Raw genomic sequence first — 25,366 nt, forward strand, 5'->3', positions numbered from 1 at the left:
GACGGCTGTATCGGCGGAGTACACCCGGGGATTCTCGACGGCAGTCCCGGAGCGGCGGCTCCGGGGTAGAACCGAAAGAAGAGGGACGGACGCGGCGTCGGCCGCGCTATTCGTCGTCTTGAACGATCTGGAAGCGGCGGCCGTCGGGGTCGCGGAAGTTGGTGATCGTGCGGCCGGTCTTCTCGACGTGGTAGGGACCGACGATGGAGTCGACCTCTTTCTCTTCGAGGTCCGCAGTGATCTCTTCGATGTTGTCGACGCCGAACGCGATGTGGTTGATACCGGGGACTTCCTCGCCCTCGACGGTGTGAATCTCGAAGAGCGGGCCGTCGCCGTCACCGGGGACGAGTTCGAACGACTGGCCGTGGTGTTCGGTCTCGCGGTGCTCCTCGTAGCCGAGTTTCTTCAGGAAATCGGCCATCTCGCTCGCGTCGCTGGCTTCGATCTCGATGTGGTCGATCTCGCCGATCATACTCCGAAAGTGCCGTGCAACGGTAGTAAGTATTCCGATATTGGTACCCAAAGTGAGGGACGCGACGCCGGCCTCCCGAGCGGCGGCAGTCCTGCCGGGCTGTTCGCGCTACTCTCGGTCGGGAACCAGTCGCGACCGGAGTTCGGCGCGGTCGAGTTTCTCCGTCGCGGTCCGGGGGAACGACTCGTCGACGAAGTGATACTCGCGCGGCCGCTCGAAGCGGGCGACTTCGTCGCTCTCGAGACACCACGCCTCGAGCTCGTCGGGGCCGACGTCGGCGTCGGTCCGGCGAACCACCGCGACGACCTTCTCGCCGTACTCGTCGTCCGGCACGCCCACCACCGCCGCCTGCTCGACTGCCGGGTGTTCGAGCAGGCGCTCCTCGATCGGCGTCGGGAAGACCTTGATTCCCTTCGATTTGATCATGAAGTCGGTCCGACCCTCGACGTACAGGTAGCCGTCTTCGTCCTTGTATCCGAGGTCGCCGGAGTACCACCACCCGTCCTCGAACACCTCCTCTGTCTTTTCCGTGTCGTTCCAGGCCCACGCCGCGCAGTCCGGACCCTTGATGATGATCTCGCCGGTCTCCCCCGCGGGTCTGACCGCGTCAGGTCGGCCGCCTGGTTCGACGACTCGGACCCGGGTTCCGGAGATCGGCTTGCCGACGCTCCCCGTCCGATCTTCGGTCAGTTCCGCCGCGCTGATTTCGGTGCCCAGGACCTCGGTTGCCGCGTAGCTGTTGAACACGTCCTCGCAGATCTCCTCGCGGATGGAGGCGAGCGTGCGCTCGTCGAGGTACTCGCCGCTTGTCACCACCCGGTCAAGCGAGCCGAGATCGTACTCCGAGAGCGAGTCCAGCCGGAGCACCTCCTGCCACATCGTGGGAATCAGATCCGCGGTCGTCAGGTTCTGTTCGTCGATCAGACGGACGTACGCCTCGGGATCCCACTCCGAGAGGAAGTACGTCGTCGCGTTCGACGACAGGGCGGGGAGGAACAGCGCGTACCACGCGGCGAAGGAGGGGGTGAACACGTGCGCCTGGGCCGCAGTGCGGTCGAGTGCGAGGAGCTTTTCGAGGTGGAGCGCCTTGTGACAGAGCGCACGGTGGGTGTGACACCAGCCCTTCGGTCGCCCGGTCGTGCCGGAGGTCCACTGGATGGACGCGACGTCGTCCTCCCGGACGCGGATGTCGGGGGCGACTGCCTCGTGCGATTCGATCAGCGGTTCGTGCGACTGCTCGTAGTCAGTCCGCTCGGTGCCGGTCGTGATGACCGCGCTGAGGTCGGTCGTGATCTCGTCGTAGAGGTCCGATTCGACGAACGCGGAGAACTGCTCGTCGACGACGAGCACGCGGGGGCGGATCGAGTCGATACAGTACCGCAGCGTCTCCGCCGAAGCGCGCGTGTGAAGGTTGGAGACGATGCACCCCGCTTTCATCGCGCCGTTGAACAGGATGCTGTGCGCGATCGAGCAGTCGCAGAGGAACGCCACCCGGTCGCCCTGCGCGCAATGCTCGCTGAAGGCGTTCGCCGCACGGCGACTCCGCTCGTCGAACGTCGACCACGTCACCTCTCGCCCGGTGGTCGCCTCGCCGTACGCGATCCGATCGGGATTGTTGGTCGCGGCCATCTCCGAGAGTTCGTGTATCGGCGGCAGCCCGACGGTGGATGTCGTGTGCATCGTCCGTTCAGAGGTCGATGTAGTTGCGGAACATCCGGTTGTCCGGGACGTCGAGGTCGAACAGGCGAACCGCGTTGCCGCCGAGGATCAGGTTCAGATCCTCCTGCGGGAGGTCGCGGTCCATCGCGAACTTCTGGAGTTGGCGGAGGCTCGGCCCCCAGAAGTCGACCTGGTGCGCCGGGAGTCCGCGGTCTGCGACCTGGTCCCAGTAGTATGGCGGGTCCTCGTTCGGCTGGCTGATCTGCGGCATCGACGCGCCCCAGTCGGTCCCCCAGAGCAGCTGGTCGACGCCGATGTTGGGGTCGTTCAGCGGTTTCTTCAGCAGGTCGGCCCAGTAGAGGCCGATCTCGAGGTAGACGTCGTCGAAGGACGCGGCGACCTGACAGCACTGGTCGACGTGGTGTTCGCGCCACGTGGCCTGCATCCCGCCGTGGTCGAAGATTATCGGGACGTCGGGATACTCGGCCTTCATCTGACTGGCGAGCGTCGGGTCGCTCCAGTCCGGGAAGTGATCGAAGATCCCGAGCCCGGTGGCGTAGCCGGAGACGTAGCCGGTGTGCCAGCGGATCGGCACCTCGTGTTTGGCGGCGACGTCGAAGAACTCGCGGAGTTCGTCCTTTCGGTCGGCCCAGTCCATCGGCTCCTCGGTCGTCGGGTCGTACGGCATCCCCTCGCCGATCATCCGGAAGCCGTCCTCCTCGAGCCACTCGTCGACCTCCGCGGCAGCCTTCTCGGCGGTCCACTCCTCCTCGCCGCGCTGGGCCGCCTTCATCGTCTGGACCGGGTAGGCGGCGGCGACGAACTTCTCGGGGTGTTCCTCCATCATCTCGGCGTGCATCTCGTTCGTGAACCCGAAGGTCCCCGGGAGGAGGACGCACATGTCGACGCCGTAGGTGTCCATATCCCGGAGGACGCGATCGGAGTTGTCGTAGACGATCACCTCGTCGTCCTCGGTGGCCTCGTCGCCCGGAACCGCAGTCACCATTTTTTTCGCGAGTTCACCGTAATCGGCCTCGCCGTCGAGTTGGATCCGCGCGGCGTGGCGCTGCGCGTGGCAATGCGTCTCAACCAGGAATCGACCCAGCTTCATACCTGACCATTCCGCTATCTTTTAATAAATGTATGTGTACACTCGATCGCTGCAACGCGATGGCTGGACACGTCGCAGATCGACGCCGTGTTCAGATCAAACGGAGACGTCCGTCGACCGGCCGTACGGGTGGGCAAGTACAATAATCCGTATGAATATCGGAGCGTTTGCGAGCCTTCGCTCCCACGGTCTCACGACGGCGTGCGACCCGGATGGAGTTGCAACCACCACAGTATCAGAGCGTTACCGTAAGTCGCACGTCGTTCACCGCGAGGCTCGCGAACGCAAGCCTCGCGGCCTTTTTTGGTCCAGATTTTTTGCGGGGGTTCGAGGCCGCGCGTAGCGCGGCCGAGGACTCCCGATAAAAGAGGTGGGTTAGAGGCTGCAGCGGGCGTCCGGAATGACGTCGGGGTACTCTGCGAGGACTTCGACCTCCGTGGCGTCACCGGCCTCGACGCGTCGGCCGCCGAAGAAGTTGAGCGCTGCCTGGTGATCTTCCTCGCGGAACTGGATCGGACCGAAGACCGAATCCCACTCCAGCCCTTCGAGTTCGGTAATGATGTCGTCGGTGCCCGTGCCACCGGCGGCCTCGATCGCCGTCGCGAGCGCACGCATAAGCTCGAAAGAGGCCCCGGCCGTCGAGTTCGGCAGCAGGTTGCTGTCGAGGTTGTTGTAGAGGCTCTTGAACTCGTTGTTGACCTCGGTATCGAGACTGGGGTTGTAGAAGTGCGTGCCGAACCAGCCGTCGACGGTGACTTCGTTGGCCATCGTCGAGGCGGCGAACTGGCCGATCGGCTTCCCTGAGTTGAACATCATCACCTTCTCCTCGGGGAGCCCGAACGAGTTGGCCTGCGGGATCAGCTGCGCGGCCGCACCCCAAGTGAGGACGCCGGTCACGACGTCGGCATCGCTGTTGGAGATCTCGGAGATGTACGTCGACCAGTCGGTTTCGCCGAGCGGGACCAGCGTGCTGCCGGCGACTTCGCCGCCGACCTCGCTCATCGCCTCCTCGACCAGTTGGAGGCCGTTCTGGCCGAGCGCGTAGTCCTGCGACACGTAGTAGACGCTCGAGGGGTCGATGTCGCGGTCGATGTGGTTGGGGAGCTCCTGGATGAACTGCGTCCCCGTCGGCGCCAGGTGCCGGTTGCTGGGCCAGATGAAGAACGCGTACTCGTTACAGTTTTCAGGGTTCTCACGGGCCTCGACCGAGGAGGCCGTCGTCAGGAGGTGCGGCACCTGCCCGTCCTCTTTGATGTACTGCATCACGGCGATCGAGTTCCCACTGCTCACCGGGCCGATGATGGCGTCGACGTCCTCGTCTTCGACGAGCGTTCGGGCCGCCTGAATCGACGCTTCCGGCGTGGACTCGCCGTCCTCGATGATGAGTTCGAACTCCTCGTCGAGGATCGTGTTGTTGAGATACTCTTGAGCGACTTCGAGCCCGCGTCGGTTCTCTTCACCGGTCCGGGCGAACGGGCCACTTAGGGCCATCACCGCACCGATCGTGACCGAGTCGGACCCGCCGCCACCCCCACCGAGGCAGCCGGCAGCCGACGTAATGCCCGCGACGCCCGCAGCTTTGAGGAACGATCTTCTCTGAAGCATTGTATGCCTACACTGTGTGTTACCAGTATTCATAATAAAATTTCGGGTTGGATTGCGGCGAATTTAGCGGCCTTTGCGACGAGCGGGGCGAATCGAGCGGGAGCGAGTGGACCGACCGAGAGAGCGAAACGGGAGCGGAAGCGTTACTCCTTACCCCTGATGAACCCCATAATCCCGTCCGGGAGGGCGAAGACGAAAATCACGAAGAGGAGACCGAGAAGCAGCCGGTAGCCTTCGAGCCAGATGCTCTGGAGGACCTCTTGCATAAACACGAGGCCGATGGCCGCGGCGAACGGTCCGAGGAGCGTCCCCGTCCCGCCGACGATGATCCAGATGATCACGTCGCCGGTCAGCGCGAAGGAGATCAGCGACGGCGAGGCGATGCCGATGGAGCCGACGTACACTGCCCCAGCCAGGGCGGAGACCACGGCGGAGACGACCCACGCGATCATCAGCTCGCGGTTCGTGTCGTATCCGAGGTACCGCATCCGGAGTTCGTTCTGTCGCGTCGCCTGCAGAACGTCGCCGTAATCGCTCTTGATCAGCACGTACAGGCCGATCCCGAAGACGGCGACGACGAGCAGCGTGAAGTAGTAGTAGGGCGTGCTGCCGCCGAGATCGAGGCCGAGGACCTCCGGCGGGCTGAAGAAGCCGAGACCGTCGGAGCCACCGGTCACCGAAGTCGTGACGAACGTGAAGTCGTATGCGATCGCCCCGAAGGCGAGCGTGAACAGCACGAAGTAGACGTCACCGATCCGGCGTTTGATCGGGACGTAGCCGACGATGACCGCCATCACGATCGCGAGGACGACGGCGACAGGGAACCCGAGCCAGAACGACTGTCCGTAGTCGACGACCACCTTGGCGACGGAGTAGGCACCGAGTCCGAAGAACGCCGCCGGGGCGAGCGTGAGCAGTCCGGCGTAACCGAGGACGACGTCGACCGAGATGGCGAACAGCCCGAAGATGAGCGCCTCGGTGGCGAGGCTGGACTGACTGGGGGCGAGGATCGGAACCGAGAGCAGCAGCAACGCGCCGAAGACGAACAGGGGACGCCGAGCTCGCCCGCGAACGAACTCGCGGGCCTCGGTCAGCGTGTCGCTCATTCGTGCACCTCCGGCTTACCGAAGAAGCCGCGCGGTTTGTACAGGATGAACACCATCGCCGCCGCGAAGATGAGAATCCGGACGTACGTGGGAGCGAGAAGCAACCACCCGAAGGCGATGACCTGCCCGACGATCATACTCACGACGAACGAGCCTTTGAAACTCCCCATCCCGCCGACGATGATGACGAGAAACGCCATCGTGATGTAGTCGAGCCCGATCGTGGGATACATCGACGTGATCGGGGCGGTGAGCGCCCCGGCGAGCGCCGCCAGCGCGGTGCCGAGGACGAACGTGACGGTATAGACCTTAGACGTGTCGACGCCGAGGATCTCGGCAGTCGGCTGCATATTCGCAGTGGCGTGGATCTCCAGTCCCAGTCGTGTTCTGGTCAGTAGCAAGCCGATAGCGAGCGCGACGGCCGCGCCGACGGCGATGACGAAGATCCGATACGAGGGGTAGCTCACGCCGAACAACTGAATCGACTCCGGAAGCGGCGACTGAACCGTGTACGATCGGCTCCCGAAGTAGACGGCGAGGGCCTCCTCGATGACCAACCCGATGCCGAACGTCGAGAGGAACCCGAGCAGCGGTTCGTCGTAGATCCAGTACAGGACCTTCCGTTCCAGTGCGAGCCCCAAGAGCGTCACCAGCACGACCGAAATCACGAGGCCGAGCCAGAAGTTCCCCGTCACCTGAAGCACGACGTAGGTCCCGTAGCCCCCCAGGGCCAACATCGCGCCGTGCGCGAAGTTGATGAGACCGATCAGCCCGAAGATGAGCGAGAGCCCGCTCGCCACCAGAAAGATGATCATCCCACGACTGAGGCCGTTCAGTACGTATGTGATGAAGTTGTCAGCGGTGATAAGTGGGAGTTCGTACATAGATGTTACCCGAGATCGATATCCAAGTGATCGCAGTCGGACCCTCGACGACTGTGCGAGTTACCGGTCGTCATACATAACACACTGTACGCGATACTCCACATCATAATATAATTTTTGTTAAAGTGGGAAACGAGACGCAATTCGGAACCCCACTTGTCGCGGATTGAAAGGCATTCTGCGGGAGAGCGGCCGCGTTCGCCCGGCTGCACCTTGTCGAGCGCAGGTGACGAGCGGGGTCGAACCGGAGGTCTGACAACGTCGAAAGGGCTGCCGGGGGACCGTTGCGGTGGCAACCGCTGTCGGGAGTTCAGACAGTCAGATACTTGTCCTGAATTCCCTCGTCGCCGAGGAACTCCGAGTCGCCCTCTTCGACGATCTGACCGGTCTGGATCATATACCCGCGGTCGATGAGCGGCAGCATCCGATTGATGTTCTGCTCGGCGATCAGAACCGCGCGATCGCCCGTCACGAGCGATTCCAGTATCTCGACGACGTCGTCGATGATCGTGGGCGCGAGCCCCTCAGTCGGCTCGTCGAGGAGGAGGAGGTCCGGGTCCGTGACCAGCGCACGTCCGATGGCGAGCATCTGTTGTTCGCCGCCGCTCAGCGTCCCGCCGCGCTGGTTCTGCCGTTCGCCGAGGCGTTCGAACTGCGTGAAGACGTTCTGGATCCGGTCTTCGCGGACGTCGTCGCCGACGTCCGCCGACATCGCCAGATCGAGGTTCTCCCGGACCGAGAGCGCGGGATAGATTTCGCGCTCTTCAGGAACGTACGCGATGCCCTCTCGGATGATCTCGTGTGGCGACCACTGGGAGACGTCTTGCCCCCGGTAGGTGACGGTTCCCGTCTTTCGATCGATGCGGTTCACGAGGCTGTTCAGGAGGGTCGTCTTCCCCATCCCGTTCCGGCCGAACACGCCGACGACGTCGTTCGTGCCGAGGTTCATCGAGACGTCGAAGAGGACCTGACTATCGCCGTAAAAGGCGTTCAGGTCCTCGACGGAGAGGAGTTCACTCACCGAGATACACCTCCTTGACCTGGGAGTTCTGAACGACGTTTTCCGGGGTGTCGGTCGTGAGCACTGACCCGTTGTGGAGAACCGTGATCCGGTCCGAAATCGCCCTGACCAGGTCGATGTCGTGTTCGACGATCAAGATCGCGTAGTCGCCGCGAAGCTCTTCGAGGATCTCCCTGACCTCGTTCGTCTCCGACTCGTTCAACCCGGCCGCGGGTTCGTCGAAGAGGATGACCTTCGAGTCCATCGCGAGCACCATCGCGATGTCGAGGAATCGTTTCTGCCCGTGAGGGAGGTTCCGCGCGACCGTGTCGAGTTGGTCTTCGAGGTGGGCCAGCTCGGCGACTCGCTGGATCTCCTCCGAGTAGTCGGCGTCGCGGTCGAGAACGCTACGGACGGTCCGCGTCGACTCGCGGACGGCGAGACGGAGGTGCTTTCTGACCGTCATCTCGGGAAAGTACTGGACGACCTGGAACGACCGCCCGATCCCGCGGCGTGCGATCGTCGACGGGGAGAGGCCGACGAGGTCCTCGCCCTCGAATTGAATGGTGCCCCTCGTCGGAGTCAGCTCTCCGGTGATGAGGTTGACCGTCGTCGTCTTTCCGGCCCCGTTGGGACCGATGAGTCCGTGGATCTCGCCGGATCGGAGCTCCAGGTCGACGTCGTCGACGGCGACGACAGAGTCGAACTTCTTCGTGAGTCCCTCGACCGAGAGCATACTATACCCCTCGGGTCCGTCGGGCGTCTGGTTTCCGGTCCGGATTCGGCCTGCAAGGGAGGCGCGAGATGTACTCACCCATTGTGGTTTCTTATCGGGAGGTTATCCCCGACCAGTATAATCCTTTTGTCAACTGCGGAACCGCTGTCAGGTTTGTCAGGATCACTGTGTGGCGACGGCGGCGTCGGTCTGTTTTTCGTCCACGTTCGTGACGCACCGAGAAAGGCGGTCCGAGGAGCGACCCCAACGTGTCACGGGAAGACCGCCCGGCCAGCTCCCCGAAAGAGACGGCACACACTGTCGCCCAACGGTCGAACGTATCGGCGTCAAAATATGTAGCCGAAGCGCGTAATCCAGAGTGTCAGGCTATATTCGCTCGGTCCGCCAAGCTTCCGTGTCGGGGACCTGATTGAACGTGTAGACGTGGAGGCCGCGGATGTTGTACGTCGGATCGTCGGCGTACGGTGCCAGCCCGTCGACAAGTTCGTCCGGCCGGTATCGACCGCGGGACCCGATGAACTGCTTGACGAAGCCGACGATTCCGGTCGTCTTCTTCAGAAATCGCACCGAGTCACCGACGCCGACCTTCTGGGAGATGCTCAGGAGCTTCTCGTACTTCATCACGCCCGGAATCCCGACTTCGACCGGGAGGTCGACGCCGCGGTCGCGAACCGTCTCGATCCATTCGAGGATGGTGTCGGGGTCGTAGCACAGCTGCGTGGCGATGTACGTCGCGTACGGGGCCTTCTTTTTCATCGCCTCTGCGAGCGTCTCGTCGTCGATGAATTCGTGGCCCTCGGGGTAGCCCGTGATACCGATCTCCTCGAACTCGTACTCCAGGTCGTCGAGCGCGAGGAGCATATCGTAGGCGGATTCGAACTCGCCGATCGGTTCCTCGCGGTCGCCGCCGGGGACGAAGATGTCGTCGATGCCGACCGCGGTCAATCGCTCGCAGATCTCCGCGAGGTGCTCGGGACCGCGGACGTACCGCGCGGAGACGTGCGGGACGACCTCGTAGCCCTGCTCTGCGGCTCGCTCGGCCGCGTCGATCGTCGCCTCGAGCTCCAGCTGCGGCGAGGCGGTGATCGTGATCGTCGCGCCGTCCGGGAGGTGTGCGATCTCGTCGTCGAAGCTGTCGAACGGCATCAGCTCGAAGCGCGGCGACGCCAGAAGGTCTGACGGCGAGGATCCCCGAGCCGGACTGCGCGCCTCAGATGCCATCTGCGTCCCTCCGGGTCGTCGATCGGGTCGGTCGCGTGTGAGATGCCTGGGTGGCCGGTCCGTAGCCGAAGAAACCGCTCGCTGTGAACTGTCTCATCGTTCGGAAATTCGGACCGGTGATGAAAAAGGTTGTCTTGCACCGGCGATCGGACCCGGACGAACGAACCCGGAGCGGACGAACGAATCCGATGCCGACGCGACCGGTGCGCGCTTCACCGATTGTCGGTCGTGTATGGAACCGGGGCGACGGTCGTGGAAATATCCGTTTGCGCGTGGCGTTCGACTGCGGGATTCCGTCGCCCAGCGGGCTCGCCCCAGCGGAGTGAGAGTTCCGTCCCCCGCTCTGCGTGGTCGGAGTCGACGACCGCCAGTGAGATCACCGTCCGTTCGTTGTAGGTGTACGCCGCCCACGTCGACATCCCGACCCGCTCGTCGCCGTCGAGCACCGCGTCGTGGTGGGAGGCCGAGCGCCACGGCACGGGCAGGTCGAGGAACTTTTTGCTCGGTCCGTCGGCGAACAGCGACGCGAACGTGTCGACGACGTCTGCGTCGTCCCATTCGAGCGTCACGAGCCGTCGCGAGGGATCGGTGGCTTCGGCCGCCAGGGCCTCCTTCCCGACGAAGTCGTGATCGAAGTCGATCAGGCGATCGTAGCCCAACTCGACTGGCGTCACGTAGTAGTCGGTCACGTCGTCGGAGTCGAGGCTGCCGGCGATCGAGTAGTGAGCCTCCAAGCTGTGCGGGCCGAGCCACTCGCGGTAGTCGGCCATCGCCTCGCTGTCGTACACGGCCGGAAGCGGCATCCCGACCCAGCCGGAGACGACCGCCGAACTCCCGTAGCTCCTCGCGCCCAACTGTCTGATGCCACGCTCCGCGCCGGCGTCGAGGATCGTCGATCTGATCGCCTCGGCGTCGGCCCACGGACCCCAGAACTCGAAGCCGGCCTCGCCGGCCATTCCGTGTCGAAGCAGCGTCACCTCGCGGCCGTCGATCGAGACGTCGTCGAAGTGGAAGAAGCCCAGATCGGGAAGTGGCCCGTCGGTGACTTCGTCCATCAGCGCGACGGCCTCGGGTCCCTGGAGCTGGTACCGGTAGTTCGTGGGCGGACCGTCGCGGACGCCCGACGTCTCGGCGCGCTCGGTCCGCACGTCGTAATCGCCGGTCTCGACGTGGTACTGGACCCAGTTCGGCCCCTGGGGCGGTCCAACCAGGACGAACTCCCTGCGGTCGAGATTCAGGAGGATCCCGTCGCCGATGAGGTACCCCTCGGGGTTCGCGAGAACGAGCTGTTTCGCCGTTCCAGGCTCGAACCCCGAGAAGTCGTTGACGGCCAGGTGCGAGAACAGTTCGATCGCGTCGGGACCCTCCACCCGGAGGTCCACCATATGATGCGACTGGTCCGCGAACGATACCGTTTCCGCCCACGCGCGTTGTTCTTCGATCCAGTGGGTGTGCTCGTCGGGGACGTTCGGAAACCCGACCCAGCCGCCGCGGCTTCGCAACAGGTCGACGACGGAATCGGCGGACTGGAGGACGTCTTCCAGGCTCGAAACAGACATAACGATGAGTCGAACCCTCGGGCGAACGGTCATAACTGTTTCTAGTGAGAAACCGACACGGCAGTCGCCTGAGAAAATTATTTATATCAGTGAAGGAAATCAGGAACGATGTTCGAGTACGAATGGAAGTGCGCCTGGGGAGACGCCGATCCCCACGGTATCGCCTACTATCCGAACCTCGTCGACGCGATGCACCGCGCCGGGGAGGAGTTTATGGACGACCGCGGAGTGGCTTACTGGGACATTCCGGAGGATTACGGCGTTCACCTGCCGATCGTTTCGATGGACACCGACTTCAACCGCCCCGTGACCGTCGGCGACGTGGTTCGGATCACGGTCGAACCCGACGTGGGATCGAAGAGCCTCGGGATGGAGTTGACGGGGCGCGACGACGACGGAAACGCCCTTTTCACCGGAGACGAGCGCCACGTCTGCGTGTCGAAAGCCGACAACGAACCGCAGGAACTGCCGGAAGCGGTGAGAGACGCCATCGACGACGATTGAGGGTACGACAGCGATACGTCTCACGCCAGGCAAGTAAATCGCAGCGGGTAGAAGAGAAGCGCGACCCGCAAACGTGCCGCGACGACTCCAAAAAATTCCAGCACCGAGGCATCCCACGGACCGTCGCCGAAGGCACAGACACCGCCGACGATCACCGGGGCTTCGCTCCATCGGTCCGCGCGTTTGGGGGTTCACAACGTCGGGAACATCTGAAGGGTCACGAGTACCCGAGGTCAGCGATGCGGAACGCACGTATGCGGGGCGGGGTCAGTTCCCGTACTGGTAGTTGATCGTGACCTTGTTCGTCATCTCCTGCAGTTTCTGAACGATCTCCTCCCGATACGTCGAGTCCCGAATGCGGCCCGTCGGCACGACGATGCCGAACGAGCCGAGGATCTCGTCGTCGATGATGATAGGCACCGCAGCCATCCCCATCCCGATGACCTGTTCGTCCCAGTCGACGGCGTAACCGTCCTCTCGAATCTGTTCGAGTTCGCGTTTCAGCGTCGCCGGGTCCGTGATCGTCTGGTCGGTCCGCTGTTCGAGCCCCCGCTCGTCGATGATCTCGTCGATCCGCTCCTCCGGGAGGTACGCGAGGATCGCCTTCCCGGTGGCGACGGTGTGGAGCGGGGTCGTCGCACCCGAGTACGTCCCGAGGTTGAGGGCCTGCCTGCCCTCTTCCTGGTGATACACCAGCGCTCGGCCGTCGTTTTCGACCGTCAGACCGACCAGCTCGTCGGTCTCGGAGACGACCTGTTTCATCTCCGGCTTCGCCACCTGATACAGTCGGTTCCGATACTTCATCTTCCCGCCGATCGTGATGAAGTACGAACTGAGACGGTACTCCCCGTTCTCCCGGGAGACGAACGGCGTCTGATTCAGCGAACGGAGATAATCGTACGCGGTGCTGTCGGGCAGCTCTAAGCGGGCAGCGATTTCGGAGGGACCGGCACCGTCCAGTTCCCAGAGCAAGTCCAGGACCTCGAACGCTCGCGCGACGGTGGTGAGCGGCGTACGGTCAGTGGGCATACCGGAGGAAGGCCGTGAAGCGTGTTGAATATTCCGATTTTTCCGGACAGATAGGGACGATCCAGCGCGGTCCGCCGGTCGACGGTCACGGTTCGTCGGATAGTGGACGCCGGAAGCGGGGCGGAATCCACCGGTTGCCCGTGGTCCGCCGGAGCGGTTCCATCCAGCGAACCACCGGACGACTCCGGGAAGCGGGCCCCAGAGCCGACCTCTCGGTGCCTTCTCGCTCGTACGCCACCCAGCCGGGATGAGTTCGTTCCATAGGACGTTCCGAGTAGTTGCGATCATATCGGAAATATACAAATGAATGATTATGATATTCCAAACGGGGGGTCGGCGTAGATGGAGGAGAATCGGCTTAGAGGTGCTAGAGGGCCCGAAACAGCCGGGTGTTGCGAAATTTTACTGCTTATTCAAAGCGCGGCGAATCGCCTCCAGCGAAGGGTGTCGATCGTTCGCCGTACGAGGATCTACTATATTCGGCCCAGAACCGCATAGAAATAACACGAGTACGCCTGTGATTTTCAGTAGTTTTCGGTCGCTGAGGCTCCATCTGACCGAAAACAGTGCGAAAAATAGTCCCGGTCATATCGGATTGGTTCGTTTTCTGAAACGAGTTCCACCGTCGATATCGCGTCGAATCAGCCCCAGCGAGGACTGGAGACAGGGCTAAAATTCGGTTATTTCACGAGCATATCGGACGGTACACCAAAGCGGATAATATGTAGTCAGATCGGCCTGGCCAGTGTACTAGCCCCTGACCGGGACGTAGCGGTCGAGAACGGGTTCACCGGCGAACAGGCGGGTGACGTTCTCAGCGAGTTGATCGATGTTGCCGCGGCGACACTCGTCGGTCATCGCCGCGACGTGCGGGGTCGTCACCACGTTTTCGAGCGTCAGCAGTGGGGAGTCGGATCCGAGGGGTTCGTCCTCGAAAACGTCGAGCCCCGCACCGCCGATCTCGTCCGACTGAAGCGCTTCGACGAGGGCGCTCTCGTCGACGACGGGGCCGCGGGAGACGTTGACGAGAACGGCGTCGTTCCCCATCCGACGCAGTTCGGACGATCCGATCAGATGCCGCGTCTCGTCGGTCAGTTCCGGAGAGAGGATCACGAAGTCGCTCCCCTCGAGGAGAGCCTCGAATGGCCTGATCTCGGCGTCGGCGAGTTCCGCGTCGATAGTCGGGACGTAGGGATCGTGGACCAGCACGTCGACGTCGAACCCCGAGAGGAGCTTGCCGACCCGTTTGCCGACGTTGCCGAAGCCGACGAGGCCGACGGTCGATCCGGAGAGCCGCGTTCCCAGCGGATACTCGTCCCGCCACCGCCCCTCCGAGAGGAGGTTCCCGGCCGTCGGAAGCCTGCGGGCGCACGCGAGCGTGAGACAGAGCGCGTGTTCGGCGACAGACAGCGCGTTGTGGCCGGGCGTGTGCGTGACGGTGACTCCGTGCTCTCGGGCGGCGTCGAGGTCGACAGAATCGATACCCGTTCCGAGTTTCCCGATCAGTTTGAGCCGATCGGCCGCCGCGATGACGTCGCGAGTGAGCGGGACGCGGGACGTGACCAGAAGAACGTCGTAGTCGTCGACGACGTCGAGGAGCGCGTCTTCGTCGCCGTCGACGCCGACAGTCGTCTCCCAGGTGTCGTCGAGGTGGTCAAGCAGTCGGTCGGTCGGGGTGATGTCCTGATCGATCAGCGCGCGTGTCATACGTCGCCCGAGGGGCCTGGGGTACTTTGCAGTTACCACCTCAGGTGACGTGGTCTCGAAAAATGGATCGAACCGGGCGACAGGTCCGCAGGTGGATTGGTCAGTCGGGAGCCGAGTTATCGGCTGTCTTCGGTGTAGGGTGCCGTCGCGACGGTCGCGCGGATCTCGGTCTGCTCGTGACGTTCGACCCGCTTGTTCGTGTTGTCCTCGGGTTCGCCCCAGACGAGCGTGATCTCGGTGCCGGGTTCGGCGTACTCGCTGTCGACAACGCCCAGCGAGATCAGCTCGCGCTGGTTGTAGATGTAGGACTTGTCCGTGGAGACGCCGACCTGTTCGCCGTTCTCGTCGAGCACCTTGTCGTAGTGACACGCCGAGGAACGCGGGTGCGGAAGCCGCATAAACTTCTTCGTCGGGCCGTCGCGGAACAGCGACGCGAAGACGTCGACGACGTCCTCGTCGTTCCAGACGAGCGTGACCTTCTCGCGGTCGGGGTCGCCCGCTTCCGCGGCCAAGGCCTCGCTGCCGCAGTAGTCGGCGTTCGTGTCGATGATGTGGCCGTAGCCGAGTTCCGTCGGCGTGAAGTAGTAGTCGGTGATGTCGTCGGACTCGAAGCTGCCGCCGATCGAGAGCAGGCCGTCGCCGACGTCGAGCCACTCGAGGTAGTCCTCCATCCCCTCTTCGAAGATGGCGGGGACGACGAGCGGGATCCAGCCCAGGATCGCGTTCGGCGTCTGGTAGCTCTCGGCACCGAGGTGCTTGATGTCGTACTCTTCGCCGGCGTCCATAAAGATCTCCTTGATCTCCTCACCCTCCTCGTAGGGGCCCCAGAACTCGTATCCGGCCTCGCCGGCCATTCCGTGGCGGAGGATGTTGACGTCGTGGCCCTGGATGGAGATGCTGGTGTGGTTGAAGAAGCCGAGGTCCGGCAGCGGCTCGTCGGCGACGTCCCGCATTACGTCGATCGCGTCGGGACCCTGCACTTGGAACCGGTAGTAGGTGGGATCCTCGTCCATCGTGACGGGGCGGGGTTGCATCTCCGCCTCGAGATCGTAGTCGCCAGTTTCGGCCTGGTACTGGAGCCAGTTGTGCGCGGCGGCGCCGCCGACGCTCAGGAACTTGTCCTCCTCGAGGTGGAACCAGATCGCGTCGCCGATGAACTTCCCGTTGGGGTTGGCGACGACGAGCTGTTTCGCCTTGCCGGGCTCGGTGTTGTCGAATTTGTTGACGGCGTAGTCGCGATAGAAGTCGAGCGCGTCGGGACCCTCGACGTAGTGATCCGTCATGTGGTACGACTGGTCCGCGAAGCCGACGGACTCCCGCCAGGAACGCTGTTCTTCGATCCAGTTGGTGATCTCGTCAGGGACCTTGGTGAACTTCCCGACGCCGAGGTCGCGCATAAGTTCGACCGGACTGCCCGCCTTGTCGGCGGCCGCTGACATACTGTCGCTGAAAGACCACGATCGTTCGCTCATAGTAGTGCAGCCTAATGGAGAGACGTATTGTACTTAAGGTTTAGGTAAAATAGGCGCGTTCTCCGGGGAATGTTTCCGCCAACGGGCGTGTGGCAATCGTCGACAGAAAATAGTATATAAAAGCTACTACTCGTCTTTCGCGCTCAACCGATCCAGTTTGCCCGTCGAGGTCCGGGGGAGCGACTCGTCGACGAACCGATACTCGCGTGGTCGCTCCATCCGAGCGAGTTCGTCGCTCGCGAGGCACCACTCGTCCAGTTCGTCGGCCGTCAGGTCGGGATCGTCGGGGTAGATGTACGCCACGACCTTCTCGCCGTACTCGTCGTCCTCGACGCCGACGACCGCCGACTCGTTGACGTCCGGGTGCGCGTTGAGTCGTTCCTCGACGGGAGCGGGGTACACCTTGATTCCCTTCGAGAGGATCATCAGGTCGGTCCGACCCTCGAGGTAAATGAACCCCTCCTCGTCTTTGTACCCGAGGTCGCCGGAGTACCACCAGCCGTCCTCGAACACGTCCTCGGTCTTCTCGGTTCGCTCCCAGGCCCACACCGGGCAGTCCGGGGCTCTGACCGCGAGTTCGCCGACCTCCCCGGCGGGCTTGACGTCCTCGTAAGTGCCGTCCTCGTCGACGATGCGGATCTCGACGCCGGGGACGGGCTTGCCGACGCTCTCGACGCGGTCTTCGGTGAGTTCGGGGTTCTCCATCACGGTGGCGTACGCCTCCGTCGCCGCGTAGGAGTTCTTGACCACCTCGCAGACGTTTTCGCGGAGCCGTCTGAGCGTCGTCGCATTCAGGACTTCGCCAGCGGACATAATGCCCGAGAGCGAACTCAGATCGTACTCGTCGAACGAGTCGAGGTTGAGGATCTCCCGCCACATCGTGGGCACGAGGAGCGCACTGGTCAGGTCGTGTTCGTCGATCATTTCCAGATACGTCTCCGGGTCCCACGAACTGAGGAAGTACGTCGTCGCGCCCGAGACGAGGGCCGGAAGGACCACGGAGTACCACGCGGCGAAGGAGGGCGTGAACACGTGCGGCTGTCGGGCGGGCCGGTTGAGTTCGTAGACGCTCACCAGTGCGTTCGCACGGAAGTAGAGGCCGCGGTTCGTGTGGCACCACCCCTTCGGTTCGCCGGTGGTTCCCGAGGTCCACATCACGACGGCCGTGTCCTCCTCTCTGACGCGGACGTCGGGTTCGGTCGTCGAGTGTCCCTCCAGAAACGGCTCGAAGGACTCCTCGTAGTCGGTCTGTCCCTCGCCGACGTTGACGATCACGTCGAGGTCGGTGTCGATCTTCTCGCGCAGGCGCTCCTCGAAGAACTCCGAGGTATCCTCGTCGACGACGAGCACTCGGGGGCGGTAGGAGTCGATGACGTGTTCGAGCGTGTTCGGCGACGCCCGGACGTGGAGGTTCGAGACCGTGCAACCGGCCTTGAGACCGCCGTTCCAGAGGACGGTGTGTTCCAGCGAGTTCTCACAGAGTAGCGCGATACGATCGCCCTGACCGACGTACTGTCTGAACGCGTTCGCGGCCCGGTTACTTCGCCGATCGAACTCCGACCAGGTCACCGTCTCTCCGTCGACGCCGTTGCCGAACGCGACCTTGTTCGGATTGTTCTCCGCCGCAATTCGAGATAGATCTTTGATAGGAGGCACCTCTACCGTCGACGTGTGATGCATAGAAGCGAAGAGGAGATGATCTAACTTATAATTTGAGAAAGACTCCGCGCCGTAGACCGAGATCAATACTCAATTTCCAGTCAAGTAATTCAAAATATATAAATAATATATTTGTATAGAATAAAATATTTATTTTATTCGATTAGCTTTGAAATGAACAATTGAGCCGTTAGAAGACGTTTCAACAATTCAAGTCGTAATACTGAAACTGATAGTATCAATCATAAATTCTTATATGTACATAAAATTCACAGTAGGTGGTGTCAACAGAATAGCTATTGCGACACAGCGCTCACTGACGGCTGTCACTGCGGTTCGGGTAGTGCCGTCCGACCACGGACGAGGGTAAAAGGACCCGTCGTTCGGAGGTCAATTGTCGGTCAGTCCGGCCAGACCGACCGCAACAAAGACAGCGAGTCCACCCAAGAAGAAGAGCAGCCCTGGTTCCGCGAAGAGTAGCACGCCGCGGAGAAGCGAGCTACCATCCGGAACGCCGAGACTCGCCGGTTCGAATAGTGACGCCGTCGAGCCGGCGAAGAGGCGTTCGGCGGTGAGTTGGACGGCGAAACTCGTCAGTGTCAGAACGGTCACGGCCGTGGCCCAGTCAGAAAGCGAGCGTCGGAGCGTGTCGCGCTGACCCGACGAGGCGGAGCCGACCAGAACGATCGGTTCGGCCGCCGGACCGTACACGGTCATCTCGTTGCCCTTCTCGGAGAGGCGGGTCCCGACCGATTCGACGACGCCCGCCGTTTCGAGCTTCGAGAGGTGATAGTGGACGTTCTGGACGGAGGTATCGAGTTCGCGAGCCAACTCTGACGGAGGTGCCGGTTCGTCGTGGAGCGCGCTGAACAAGTTCCGAGCGGTCTCGGAACTCAGCGCGTCGACCAGTTCGCCGGCGTCGTCCCCAGCGACGTCGACGACCGTCGGGCTCGCATCTGGTGACTGCGTTCTGTCGCCCAGTCGAGCGATCGGAGAGGACATCGACAGCCGATCGGTACGGACACCGGGGGTATCAATGTGGGCGTAACTCAAGTGCCCGTTTTAACGGCTCCGGGGGGTCGGAGCCGACGCACCCGCACGCGCGGACAGTACGGCGGGGCCGCGGGTCTAGAGACAGTCCGAGACTCGTTACCGTGCGCGGGCACGCTGAACAGCAGCGACGACGTCGAGCCGTCCCGCTCCGGCCGCGAAGTCACGGCCGAGGCCACCAGCCGAAGCCCGAAGGATCCCTGCCACGTCGGAGGGGCCGAGGTCCGGGGCGGCGTCGAGAACGAGAACGGCGGCTCCGGCCGTGCGCGCCGCGGCGGCCGACGTCCCGGGAGCGCCGGCACCGATCCACGGGACCGGTGGCGCGACGAGGTCGACGCCGTCCGCTCCGTTCGACGTCGGTCCGCGCCCGCTGTGCGGCGGGACCTCGCTCGCGGTCGTCGCGTCGCCGTCAGTGCGGGATCCCTCGTCGTCGGTGACCCCGACGCCAACGACTCCCGGAACGCTCGCGGGGACGGCGATGCTCCCGTTCGGACGTGGGGACGCGAGCGTATGCGTCGGCGTCGTCACCGTGACACGCCCGGTCTGGTCGACGTGGGAATCGGAGCCGCCGCCGGCTGGCGATCCATCGCGGCCCGCGGGACGGACGACGAGGGCGAACTCTCCGTCGGAAAGGTCCGCGACCAAGCGCTGTCCGACTCGCGAAGTCGTGGACCGCGAGAGCGACACGAGGTTCCAGCGTTGGCCGTCGTCGACTGATCGGAGAAGCGCGAGCGTGAGATCGACTTCGATTTCCGGGGCGGCGACGAGCCACGCGACGAACCGCCCGGCGACGGTGTCCGTGTCCGCTCCGGATCGACCGGCTATTCGCAATCGTCGACGTCTGTCCGAGCCCTCGGCTGCGAGAGCGCCATACGGCCCCTGCCAGTGACCGAGCGCCGCGTTGCCAGTCGGGGCGACGAACGTGCACCCGGCGTCGACTGCGCGGCGAGCGGCGCGGTACACGTCGGATCGAGGCGTCGCCGCCGTTCCGTGGGCGGCGACCGGAGCCAGTATCACGTCCACCGCCTGCCGGCGGGCCCACTCGATGCCTTCGACGAACTCCGAGGTCTCTTGGAACGACGCGAGCCACAGTCGAGAGTCGGGCGCGAGTCGTGTCACCGACGCCGCAGCGGCGGTCCCGTGGCTGACGCCGTCGACGATGGCGCGTTCGGAGCCGAACTGGCGGACCGCTTCGATGGAGCCCATCAGATCGCCGTGGGTCGGATCGAACCCGGTCGGGTCGAGGACGGCGACGCGACCCCCTTCGCCCGTGATCCCCACTTCGTGAACACGTCCGATCGAATCGGGCTCGTCATCGATCCGAGGGGTTCGGTTCCGACCACCGAGTTCGGCGGGAGCTGAGACGCCCCCGCCGGCGACGACGCTCGCGGTCGCCGCGCCGCCGATTGCGACCGCTCGTCGACGGCTGATCCGGAAGCCGAGTCCGTCCGTTCGATCCCCGCTCACGTCTACGCCAGTCCGCCCGGGCGAGTGTTGATACTGTCGGTCGGGTTCGCGGACGACCGGCCCGGTAGCGTAAGTAGTCGTTGAAGCAACCGAGCGTTCTTAATCGAACCCTCCCGTTCGTCGACACGTATGCCCTCTAAGCACGAGTCGACCACGCGCAGTGTAGCGAGTCCGGGCCGGTCCCAGACGGATCGGAGGTGCGAGGTGCGCGATGTGTAGCCGTCGCCGTGCGAGAGTGCTGATAGTGATCGTCGTGGCCTCCGCGCTCGCGACCGCAGCGCTCTCGGGTTCTGTCGCGGCTGATCCGAGCGTGAGCGTCGACCGCGACGGTGACACCGTGACAGTCGCTAACGGGACGTCACAGGTGGTGAGCGGGACGGCGGACGCGCCGGTCGGAACCGAAATCGTGGTCCGGGTCCGATCCGCGAGCGAGACCGAACCGGTGTTTCTCAAGTCCGCGAGTGGCGTCGTGACCGAGAACGGCACGTGGGCGGTCGCGTTCGACTTCGAGTCCCAACGCGCCGGCGACACGTTTGCGCTGACCGCGCGATTCGAGAACGGAACGGCCGAGACGGAAGTCGACGGAGCGGTCGTCGCCTGCGGAGAGGACTGCGCGGAGAGACCGCCGAGTGGCACGCCGACGCCGATCCCCGAGCAGACGCCGACGGCGACGCGGACGGCAGGCCCGTCCGCACCAGTCGCGTTCGGCGAGAACGTCTTCCTCGTCGAATCCGGCACCGTGGCCGCGATTCCGATCACCTTCGACGGAGCGGGCCGAAAAGAGGCGGCCGACGAGGCCGTCGTGGTCCTCGGGAACGAGAGCGAGTCGAACTACGAACTCGAAGCGGTCGTGAGCGACGACGACGGCGACGGACAGGCCGTCCTCTACGTCGACACCGCGTTAGCCGGGCGCAGCGAGGAGACCCTGAGCACCTCCGGCGGCGACAGCGTGCGTGTCGAGTCCGAGACGTCGCTGGAATCGATGCTGGGCCCCGCCGAGTACGACGTCTCGCTGTACGCGGGCGGCGAACGGGCCGGGGAAGCCGACGACGTGGGCAGTCTCGTGATCCAGGCGGCGACGACCCGAGCGGCGGCGACGTCGACGCCTTCGACGCACGCCGAGCGCGAGTCGGGGACCAACGGCATCGGTCTCGGCCCACTCGCACTCAGCGGCGTCGTCAGCGGTGCGTTCCTCGTCGGCGGCGCTGCGCTGGCGGCGGTGCTGCTCAAGGACTGACCGTGGGCTGACAGTCGGCACCCGCCGATGGCGACGGTCTCGCCCCCCTCGCCGCCACAACACCTGCGTCGACGTGCCGAGCAACCGCGACCCGACACAGGTGGGTTCTACGTCACACTCCCGCTGGCCGCCCACTCATATATAAAATTACGTCGGGAGTTCGGAACGAAGGTGCCCCGCGTTCACCCGCGCGATTACTCGTGGTCGTGAACGTCGACCGGGAAGTCGCGTTCGCCCGCCTCGATGGGCACGTCCAGCCAATTCGACGCCGGGACGAGCGGGCACTCGTACGCCGGATTGTACGCGCAGGTCGGGTTGTACGCGCGGTTGAGGTCGAGAATCCAAGTCCCGTCGTCGCGGCGGTCCTCCGCGGGTTCGAGGTCGACGTACCGACCCGCCCCGTACGTCTCGTCGCCGCTCGTCGCGTCGCGGAACGGGACCCACAGCCGATCGCTCCCGTCGGTCGGTTCGAACGCGTCGAGCGTGACCTCGGTCCCGTCGACCGCGAATCGGAACTGTCCCACGCGCCGGTACGTCTGTTCGCCGTCCGCCGTCGTCTCGACGACGACCGTCTCCGGGTCGTCGTACCGGTCGAGTTCCAACTCGAACCGGTAGTCCGGGTCGACGTCGTAGAAATCGAGGCCCGGGAACGCCTCGTCGCGCAGTTCGGGCGGGATCGGAGACCGCTGGTTCTCGCGGAAGTAGCGTTCCTTCCGCTCGCGATTGCGTTCGATCGCCTCCTGCCAGTCGCCGCTGTCGTGTGTGCTCATAGGTTGAAATCCGGTGGATCGACGCCTTCAGTCGTTCGGTCACGTCGATATTGTATACACCAGACAATAACACTTGCGCGGTCGTCGGGAGGGAACGCACGAGCGACGAGACGAACTCCCGGTCGCGGGGATCAGCCCGGGCGCCCGCGTCGAACGGGGGCCTCACCCCCCGGTGAGCGAGAACAGGGCGAGAGAATCCCTGCAAACGCTACAATAATACGGGTCTGGGGCTAACGCAGCGTATGGAATATCGGTACGCCGGCGACGCCCACGAACGACTGTTCGCCTCGTATCACGACGACGCGGAGCCGTTTCCGACGAGTGTGACGGCGTGCTTCCCGGATCGGGATCACCGCCGCGAGGAGGTGGCGATCCTCCAGGAACTGTTCTTCCCGACGTGTTGGAACGCGCCGGAACTCGTCCGCGACGAACTGGCCGTGCTGGATCGGCTCGACGAACTCGGGAGCCTGTTCAAGGCCGGCATCTGCCCGTACTCGGACGGTCGCCCCGACGAGATGGTGGCGGCGGTGCTCGACAGCCTCCCCCGGATTCGAGAGCGCCTCAAACTCGATGTCGAGGCCGCGTACAAGGGCGATCCGGCGGCGAAGACGTACATGGAGATCATCCGATCGTACCCCGGGTTCCTGGCGATCGCGGTCCAACGCGTCGCCCACGTGCTCTACGACATCGGCGCGGCCGAGTACGCCCGGGAGCTCACCGAGTACGCGAAGACCCAAACCGGCATCGACATCCACCCCGGTGCCGAAATCGGCGACCACTTCTTCATCGATCACGGCACGAGCGTCGTCATCGGGGAGACGGCGACCGTCGGGGAGTGGGTGCGGCTGTACCAGGACGTGACGTTGGGCGCGCTCCACTTCGAGGAGGAGGAGGGCGACGAGCACGCGCTGAAGAAGGGATACAAGCGTCACCCGGACATCGGTGACCACGTCGTCATCGGCGCCGGGACGAAGGTCCTCGGGTCGGTGACGGTCGGCGACCACGTGAGCATCGGGGCGAACTCCTGGATCACCGAAGACGTCCCCGATCACACGAAAGTATTCATCAAAAATCACCCGACGCAGGAGCGCAAGCGCTACGATTGACCGACAGGGCGGAATTCCGCCGCCGGAACCGAGGACGAAAAACCGAAGCCCCTCGACCGCATCGGTCCGGTTATGTCTACCGCACAGACCCTTGTGAGAGACGTGATGTCGAAACCGCTCGTGACGATCAGCCCGGACGCGACGCTCGTCGAAGCGGCGACGCGGATGAGGAAGGAGAGTGTCAACGCCCTCCTCGTCCCGACGACCGAACTCGCGATCGTCACCAGTACGGACGTGCTCGATGCGGTCGCCGCCGAGCGCGACCCGGCGGCGGCCACCGTCGCCGACGTGATGACGGAGTCCGTCGAGACGGTCCCGCCGGACCTGCGACTCACCGAGGCGGCAGCGATGATGGAGAACTTCGGCATCAGCCACCTCCCGGTCGTCGACGACGACCTCGTCGGGATGGTCTCTTCGACCGACATCACGGCACAACACACCTGAACGGGAGGTGGACACCGAGAGAGAAACGTGCGATTGAACTGCCCCGCGCCCGTCTCGACGGTATGAACCTCGTTAGCGCACTGAACGCCGAGACCGGGACGACCTGCGTCGTCGGCGCCGGCGGGAAGAAGACGACACTCGCGGCGCTCGCGGCGCGACTGGACCGGGCGGTCGTGACCGCGACGGTCCGAATTCCGATCTTCGACGACTGGGTCGAACGGGTCGTCGTCACCGACGACCCCGTCGGCGTCGCCCGCGAGCGGTTGGCGGCCGATGGAAGCCAATCGGGCGGCCCGGCGGCCGGGATGTGGCCGCTCGGCCTCGTCCCCGAACGGGAGCGCGACGACCGGTATCGCGGCTACGACACGTCGGTCGTCGACGCGCTCGGCGAACTCGACGTGCCGGTCCTCGTGAAGGCCGACGGCGCGCGGATGCGGCGGTTCAAAGCGCCGGCCGACGAGGAGCCGCAGGTCCCGAGAACAGCGGACACGGTGGTGTCGATCGCGAGCGTTCAAGTCGTGGGCGAACCGCTCTCGGAGTCGATCGTACATCGGGTCGACGAAGTGTGCAAACTCACCGGGCTGGAACCCGGTGAGACGATCCGGGCGGCGGACGTCGCCGCGGTGCTCGCGAGCGACCGCGGCGGTCTCAAGGACGTCCCCGCGGACGCGATGCCGATCCCGCTGCTCAATATGGTCGACGACCCGGACCTGGAAGCGACGGCCCGGGAGGTCGCACGGGAGATCCACGACCGAGCGGACGTCCCGCGGGTCGTGCTCGCCGAGATGCGCGCGGACGACCCGGTCGTCGACGTCGTGTGAGCGCGGCGAAACTCGGACGCCTCACTCCGCTTGGATCCGCGCTTTCGCCGTCTCGAACTCCTCGGGCGTATTGACGTTCTCGAAGGTCTCCAGCGATCCGACTGCCTCGATCTCGTCGGCGTCGACGACGACCTCGTCGAGGTCCGCGAGCGGCGCGACGATGCGGTCGTCGCCGCGGTCGAGGGCGCGTCGACAGGCCGGCGCCATCGCCTCGGTCCGGTAGACCGCCTGCGTCGTCTGGAACCACTCGTCGGGACGTGGGATCGCCGCGTCGGCGCCCTCCGCGCGCTCGAAGAGGTACTGGACGACTCGGGGATCGACGAACGGCATATCGCAGGCGACGACGACGGCGTACGCCGCGGAGACGGCCTCTAGGCCGCGAGCGATGCCGGCCATCGGTCCCTCGTCGGGGTCTCGGTCGATCGCGAACTCGGGATCGAACGGGGCGTCCGAAAAGGCGTCGTCGATGGCGTCGACCTGGTCGTCACGACAGTTGATGACAACCTCGTCGACGACGGGGGCGAGGCGGTCGACGACGCGGCGGATCATCGGCGTGCCGTCGAGATCCGCGACGGCCTTGTCCCGGTCGCCGAATCGGGTCGAGCGGCCGCCGGCCAGGACGAGTGCTGCGCGCATACGCCCCCTAGGCGAACGAGGATCAAGAACGTGACGAGGGCCGGCGAAGAGGAACGGATCGAAGCGATCGGTGCGATCGCACGGAGCGGAGCGCCTATATCCCGCCGGCCA

The 25,366-nt window shown here is 64.2% G+C and carries 23 protein-coding genes; 5 read left to right on the top strand and 18 right to left on the bottom strand.

The window, feature by feature from the left end:
- Window positions 1-106 precede the first annotated feature (106 nt).
- The 10 genes from NO360_RS16405 to NO360_RS16450 form a co-directional block, all read right to left on the bottom strand.
- A complete protein-coding gene (locus tag NO360_RS16405; protein ID WP_256308937.1) occupies window positions 107-472 on the bottom strand; it encodes a VOC family protein in 366 nt (121 codons plus the stop codon).
- Between the two features lie 108 nt (window positions 473-580).
- Complete coding sequence (locus NO360_RS16410; protein WP_256308938.1) at window positions 581-2,152, bottom strand: class I adenylate-forming enzyme family protein; 1,572 nt, start codon at window positions 2,150-2,152, stop codon at window positions 581-583.
- A 7-nt stretch (window positions 2,153-2,159) separates the two neighbouring features.
- Complete coding sequence (locus NO360_RS16415) at window positions 2,160-3,242, bottom strand: amidohydrolase family protein (protein ID WP_256308939.1); 1,083 nt, start codon at window positions 3,240-3,242, stop codon at window positions 2,160-2,162.
- A 375-nt stretch (window positions 3,243-3,617) separates the two neighbouring features.
- Entirely contained in the window at window positions 3,618-4,847 is a 1,230-nt protein-coding gene (locus NO360_RS16420; RefSeq protein ID WP_256308940.1) for an ABC transporter substrate-binding protein, read from the bottom strand.
- A 143-nt stretch (window positions 4,848-4,990) separates the two neighbouring features.
- Window positions 4,991-5,953: a branched-chain amino acid ABC transporter permease gene (locus NO360_RS16425; RefSeq protein ID WP_256308941.1), complete on the bottom strand. Its 963-nt coding sequence runs from the start codon at window positions 5,951-5,953 to the stop codon at window positions 4,991-4,993.
- Window positions 5,950-6,837: a branched-chain amino acid ABC transporter permease gene (locus NO360_RS16430; protein ID WP_256308942.1), complete on the bottom strand. Its 888-nt coding sequence runs from the start codon at window positions 6,835-6,837 to the stop codon at window positions 5,950-5,952. The genes NO360_RS16425 and NO360_RS16430 overlap by 4 nt, the downstream gene beginning before the upstream one ends.
- A gap of 310 nt (window positions 6,838-7,147) precedes the next feature.
- Window positions 7,148-7,858 (bottom strand): ABC transporter ATP-binding protein, encoded by a 711-nt coding sequence (locus tag NO360_RS16435; RefSeq protein ID WP_256308943.1) that lies wholly within the window; start codon window positions 7,856-7,858, stop codon window positions 7,148-7,150.
- Complete coding sequence (locus NO360_RS16440; protein WP_256308944.1) at window positions 7,851-8,573, bottom strand: ABC transporter ATP-binding protein; 723 nt, start codon at window positions 8,571-8,573, stop codon at window positions 7,851-7,853. The genes NO360_RS16435 and NO360_RS16440 overlap by 8 nt, the downstream gene beginning before the upstream one ends.
- Window positions 8,574-8,939: 366 nt before the next feature.
- The gene (locus NO360_RS16445) at window positions 8,940-9,794 is read right to left on the bottom strand and encodes a methylenetetrahydrofolate reductase (RefSeq protein WP_256308945.1); all 855 of its coding nucleotides are present in this window, start codon (window positions 9,792-9,794) and stop codon (window positions 8,940-8,942) included.
- A 212-nt stretch (window positions 9,795-10,006) separates the two neighbouring features.
- Window positions 10,007-11,353, bottom strand: coding sequence for a hypothetical protein (locus tag NO360_RS16450; protein ID WP_256308946.1), 1,347 nt, complete (start codon window positions 11,351-11,353; stop codon window positions 10,007-10,009).
- Window positions 11,354-11,461: 108 nt separating this feature from the next.
- Between NO360_RS16450 and NO360_RS16455 the strand changes: the two genes are divergently transcribed.
- The gene (locus tag NO360_RS16455; RefSeq protein WP_256308947.1) at window positions 11,462-11,857 is read left to right on the top strand and encodes an acyl-CoA thioesterase; all 396 of its coding nucleotides are present in this window, start codon (window positions 11,462-11,464) and stop codon (window positions 11,855-11,857) included.
- Window positions 11,858-12,124: 267 nt separating this feature from the next.
- On the opposite strand, the gene NO360_RS16460 is transcribed toward NO360_RS16455, so the two are convergent.
- The 6 genes from NO360_RS16460 to NO360_RS16485 form a co-directional block, all read right to left on the bottom strand.
- On the bottom strand, window positions 12,125-12,886 hold the full coding sequence (locus NO360_RS16460; RefSeq protein ID WP_256308948.1) for an IclR family transcriptional regulator: 762 nt from the start codon (window positions 12,884-12,886) through the stop codon (window positions 12,125-12,127).
- Between the two features lie 750 nt (window positions 12,887-13,636).
- Window positions 13,637-14,593 (bottom strand): NAD(P)-dependent oxidoreductase, encoded by a 957-nt coding sequence (locus NO360_RS16465; RefSeq protein ID WP_256308949.1) that lies wholly within the window; start codon window positions 14,591-14,593, stop codon window positions 13,637-13,639.
- 116 nt (window positions 14,594-14,709) lie between these two features.
- On the bottom strand, window positions 14,710-16,065 hold the full coding sequence (locus tag NO360_RS16470) for a hypothetical protein (protein WP_256308950.1): 1,356 nt from the start codon (window positions 16,063-16,065) through the stop codon (window positions 14,710-14,712).
- A gap of 126 nt (window positions 16,066-16,191) precedes the next feature.
- Window positions 16,192-17,745, bottom strand: a complete 1,554-nt coding sequence (locus tag NO360_RS16475) for a class I adenylate-forming enzyme family protein (RefSeq protein ID WP_256308951.1) — start codon at window positions 17,743-17,745, stop codon at window positions 16,192-16,194.
- Between the two features lie 369 nt (window positions 17,746-18,114).
- Window positions 18,115-18,726, bottom strand: coding sequence for an ArsR/SmtB family transcription factor (locus NO360_RS16480; RefSeq protein WP_256308952.1), 612 nt, complete (start codon window positions 18,724-18,726; stop codon window positions 18,115-18,117).
- A gap of 147 nt (window positions 18,727-18,873) precedes the next feature.
- A complete protein-coding gene (locus NO360_RS16485) occupies window positions 18,874-20,241 on the bottom strand; it encodes a S8 family serine peptidase (RefSeq protein ID WP_256308953.1) in 1,368 nt (455 codons plus the stop codon).
- Between the two features lie 211 nt (window positions 20,242-20,452).
- Between NO360_RS16485 and NO360_RS16490 the strand changes: the two genes are divergently transcribed.
- Window positions 20,453-21,478, top strand: coding sequence for a BGTF surface domain-containing protein (locus tag NO360_RS16490; RefSeq protein ID WP_345780213.1), 1,026 nt, complete (start codon window positions 20,453-20,455; stop codon window positions 21,476-21,478).
- A 194-nt stretch (window positions 21,479-21,672) separates the two neighbouring features.
- Here the strand turns inward: NO360_RS16490 and NO360_RS16495 are convergent, their stop codons facing one another.
- Window positions 21,673-22,248, bottom strand: coding sequence for a DUF1684 domain-containing protein (locus tag NO360_RS16495; protein WP_256308955.1), 576 nt, complete (start codon window positions 22,246-22,248; stop codon window positions 21,673-21,675).
- 242 nt (window positions 22,249-22,490) lie between these two features.
- On the opposite strand from NO360_RS16495, the gene epsC reads away from it, so the two are divergent.
- From epsC to yqeC, 3 genes are all read left to right on the top strand, one after another.
- Window positions 22,491-23,354: a serine O-acetyltransferase EpsC gene (gene epsC / locus NO360_RS16500; protein ID WP_256308956.1), complete on the top strand. Its 864-nt coding sequence runs from the start codon at window positions 22,491-22,493 to the stop codon at window positions 23,352-23,354.
- Between the two features lie 72 nt (window positions 23,355-23,426).
- Entirely contained in the window at window positions 23,427-23,798 is a 372-nt protein-coding gene (locus NO360_RS16505) for a CBS domain-containing protein (RefSeq protein WP_256308957.1), read from the top strand.
- 62 nt (window positions 23,799-23,860) lie between these two features.
- A complete protein-coding gene (gene yqeC / locus NO360_RS16510) occupies window positions 23,861-24,619 on the top strand; it encodes a selenium cofactor biosynthesis protein YqeC (protein ID WP_256308958.1) in 759 nt (252 codons plus the stop codon).
- A gap of 21 nt (window positions 24,620-24,640) precedes the next feature.
- On the opposite strand, the gene mobA is transcribed toward yqeC, so the two are convergent.
- Window positions 24,641-25,255: a molybdenum cofactor guanylyltransferase gene (gene mobA / locus NO360_RS16515; protein WP_256308959.1), complete on the bottom strand. Its 615-nt coding sequence runs from the start codon at window positions 25,253-25,255 to the stop codon at window positions 24,641-24,643.
- Between the last annotated feature and the right edge of the window lie 111 nt (window positions 25,256-25,366).

Source organism: Halobellus litoreus, from assembly GCF_024464595.1.
GTDB lineage: Archaea > Halobacteriota > Halobacteria > Halobacteriales > Haloferacaceae > Haloquadratum > Haloquadratum litoreum.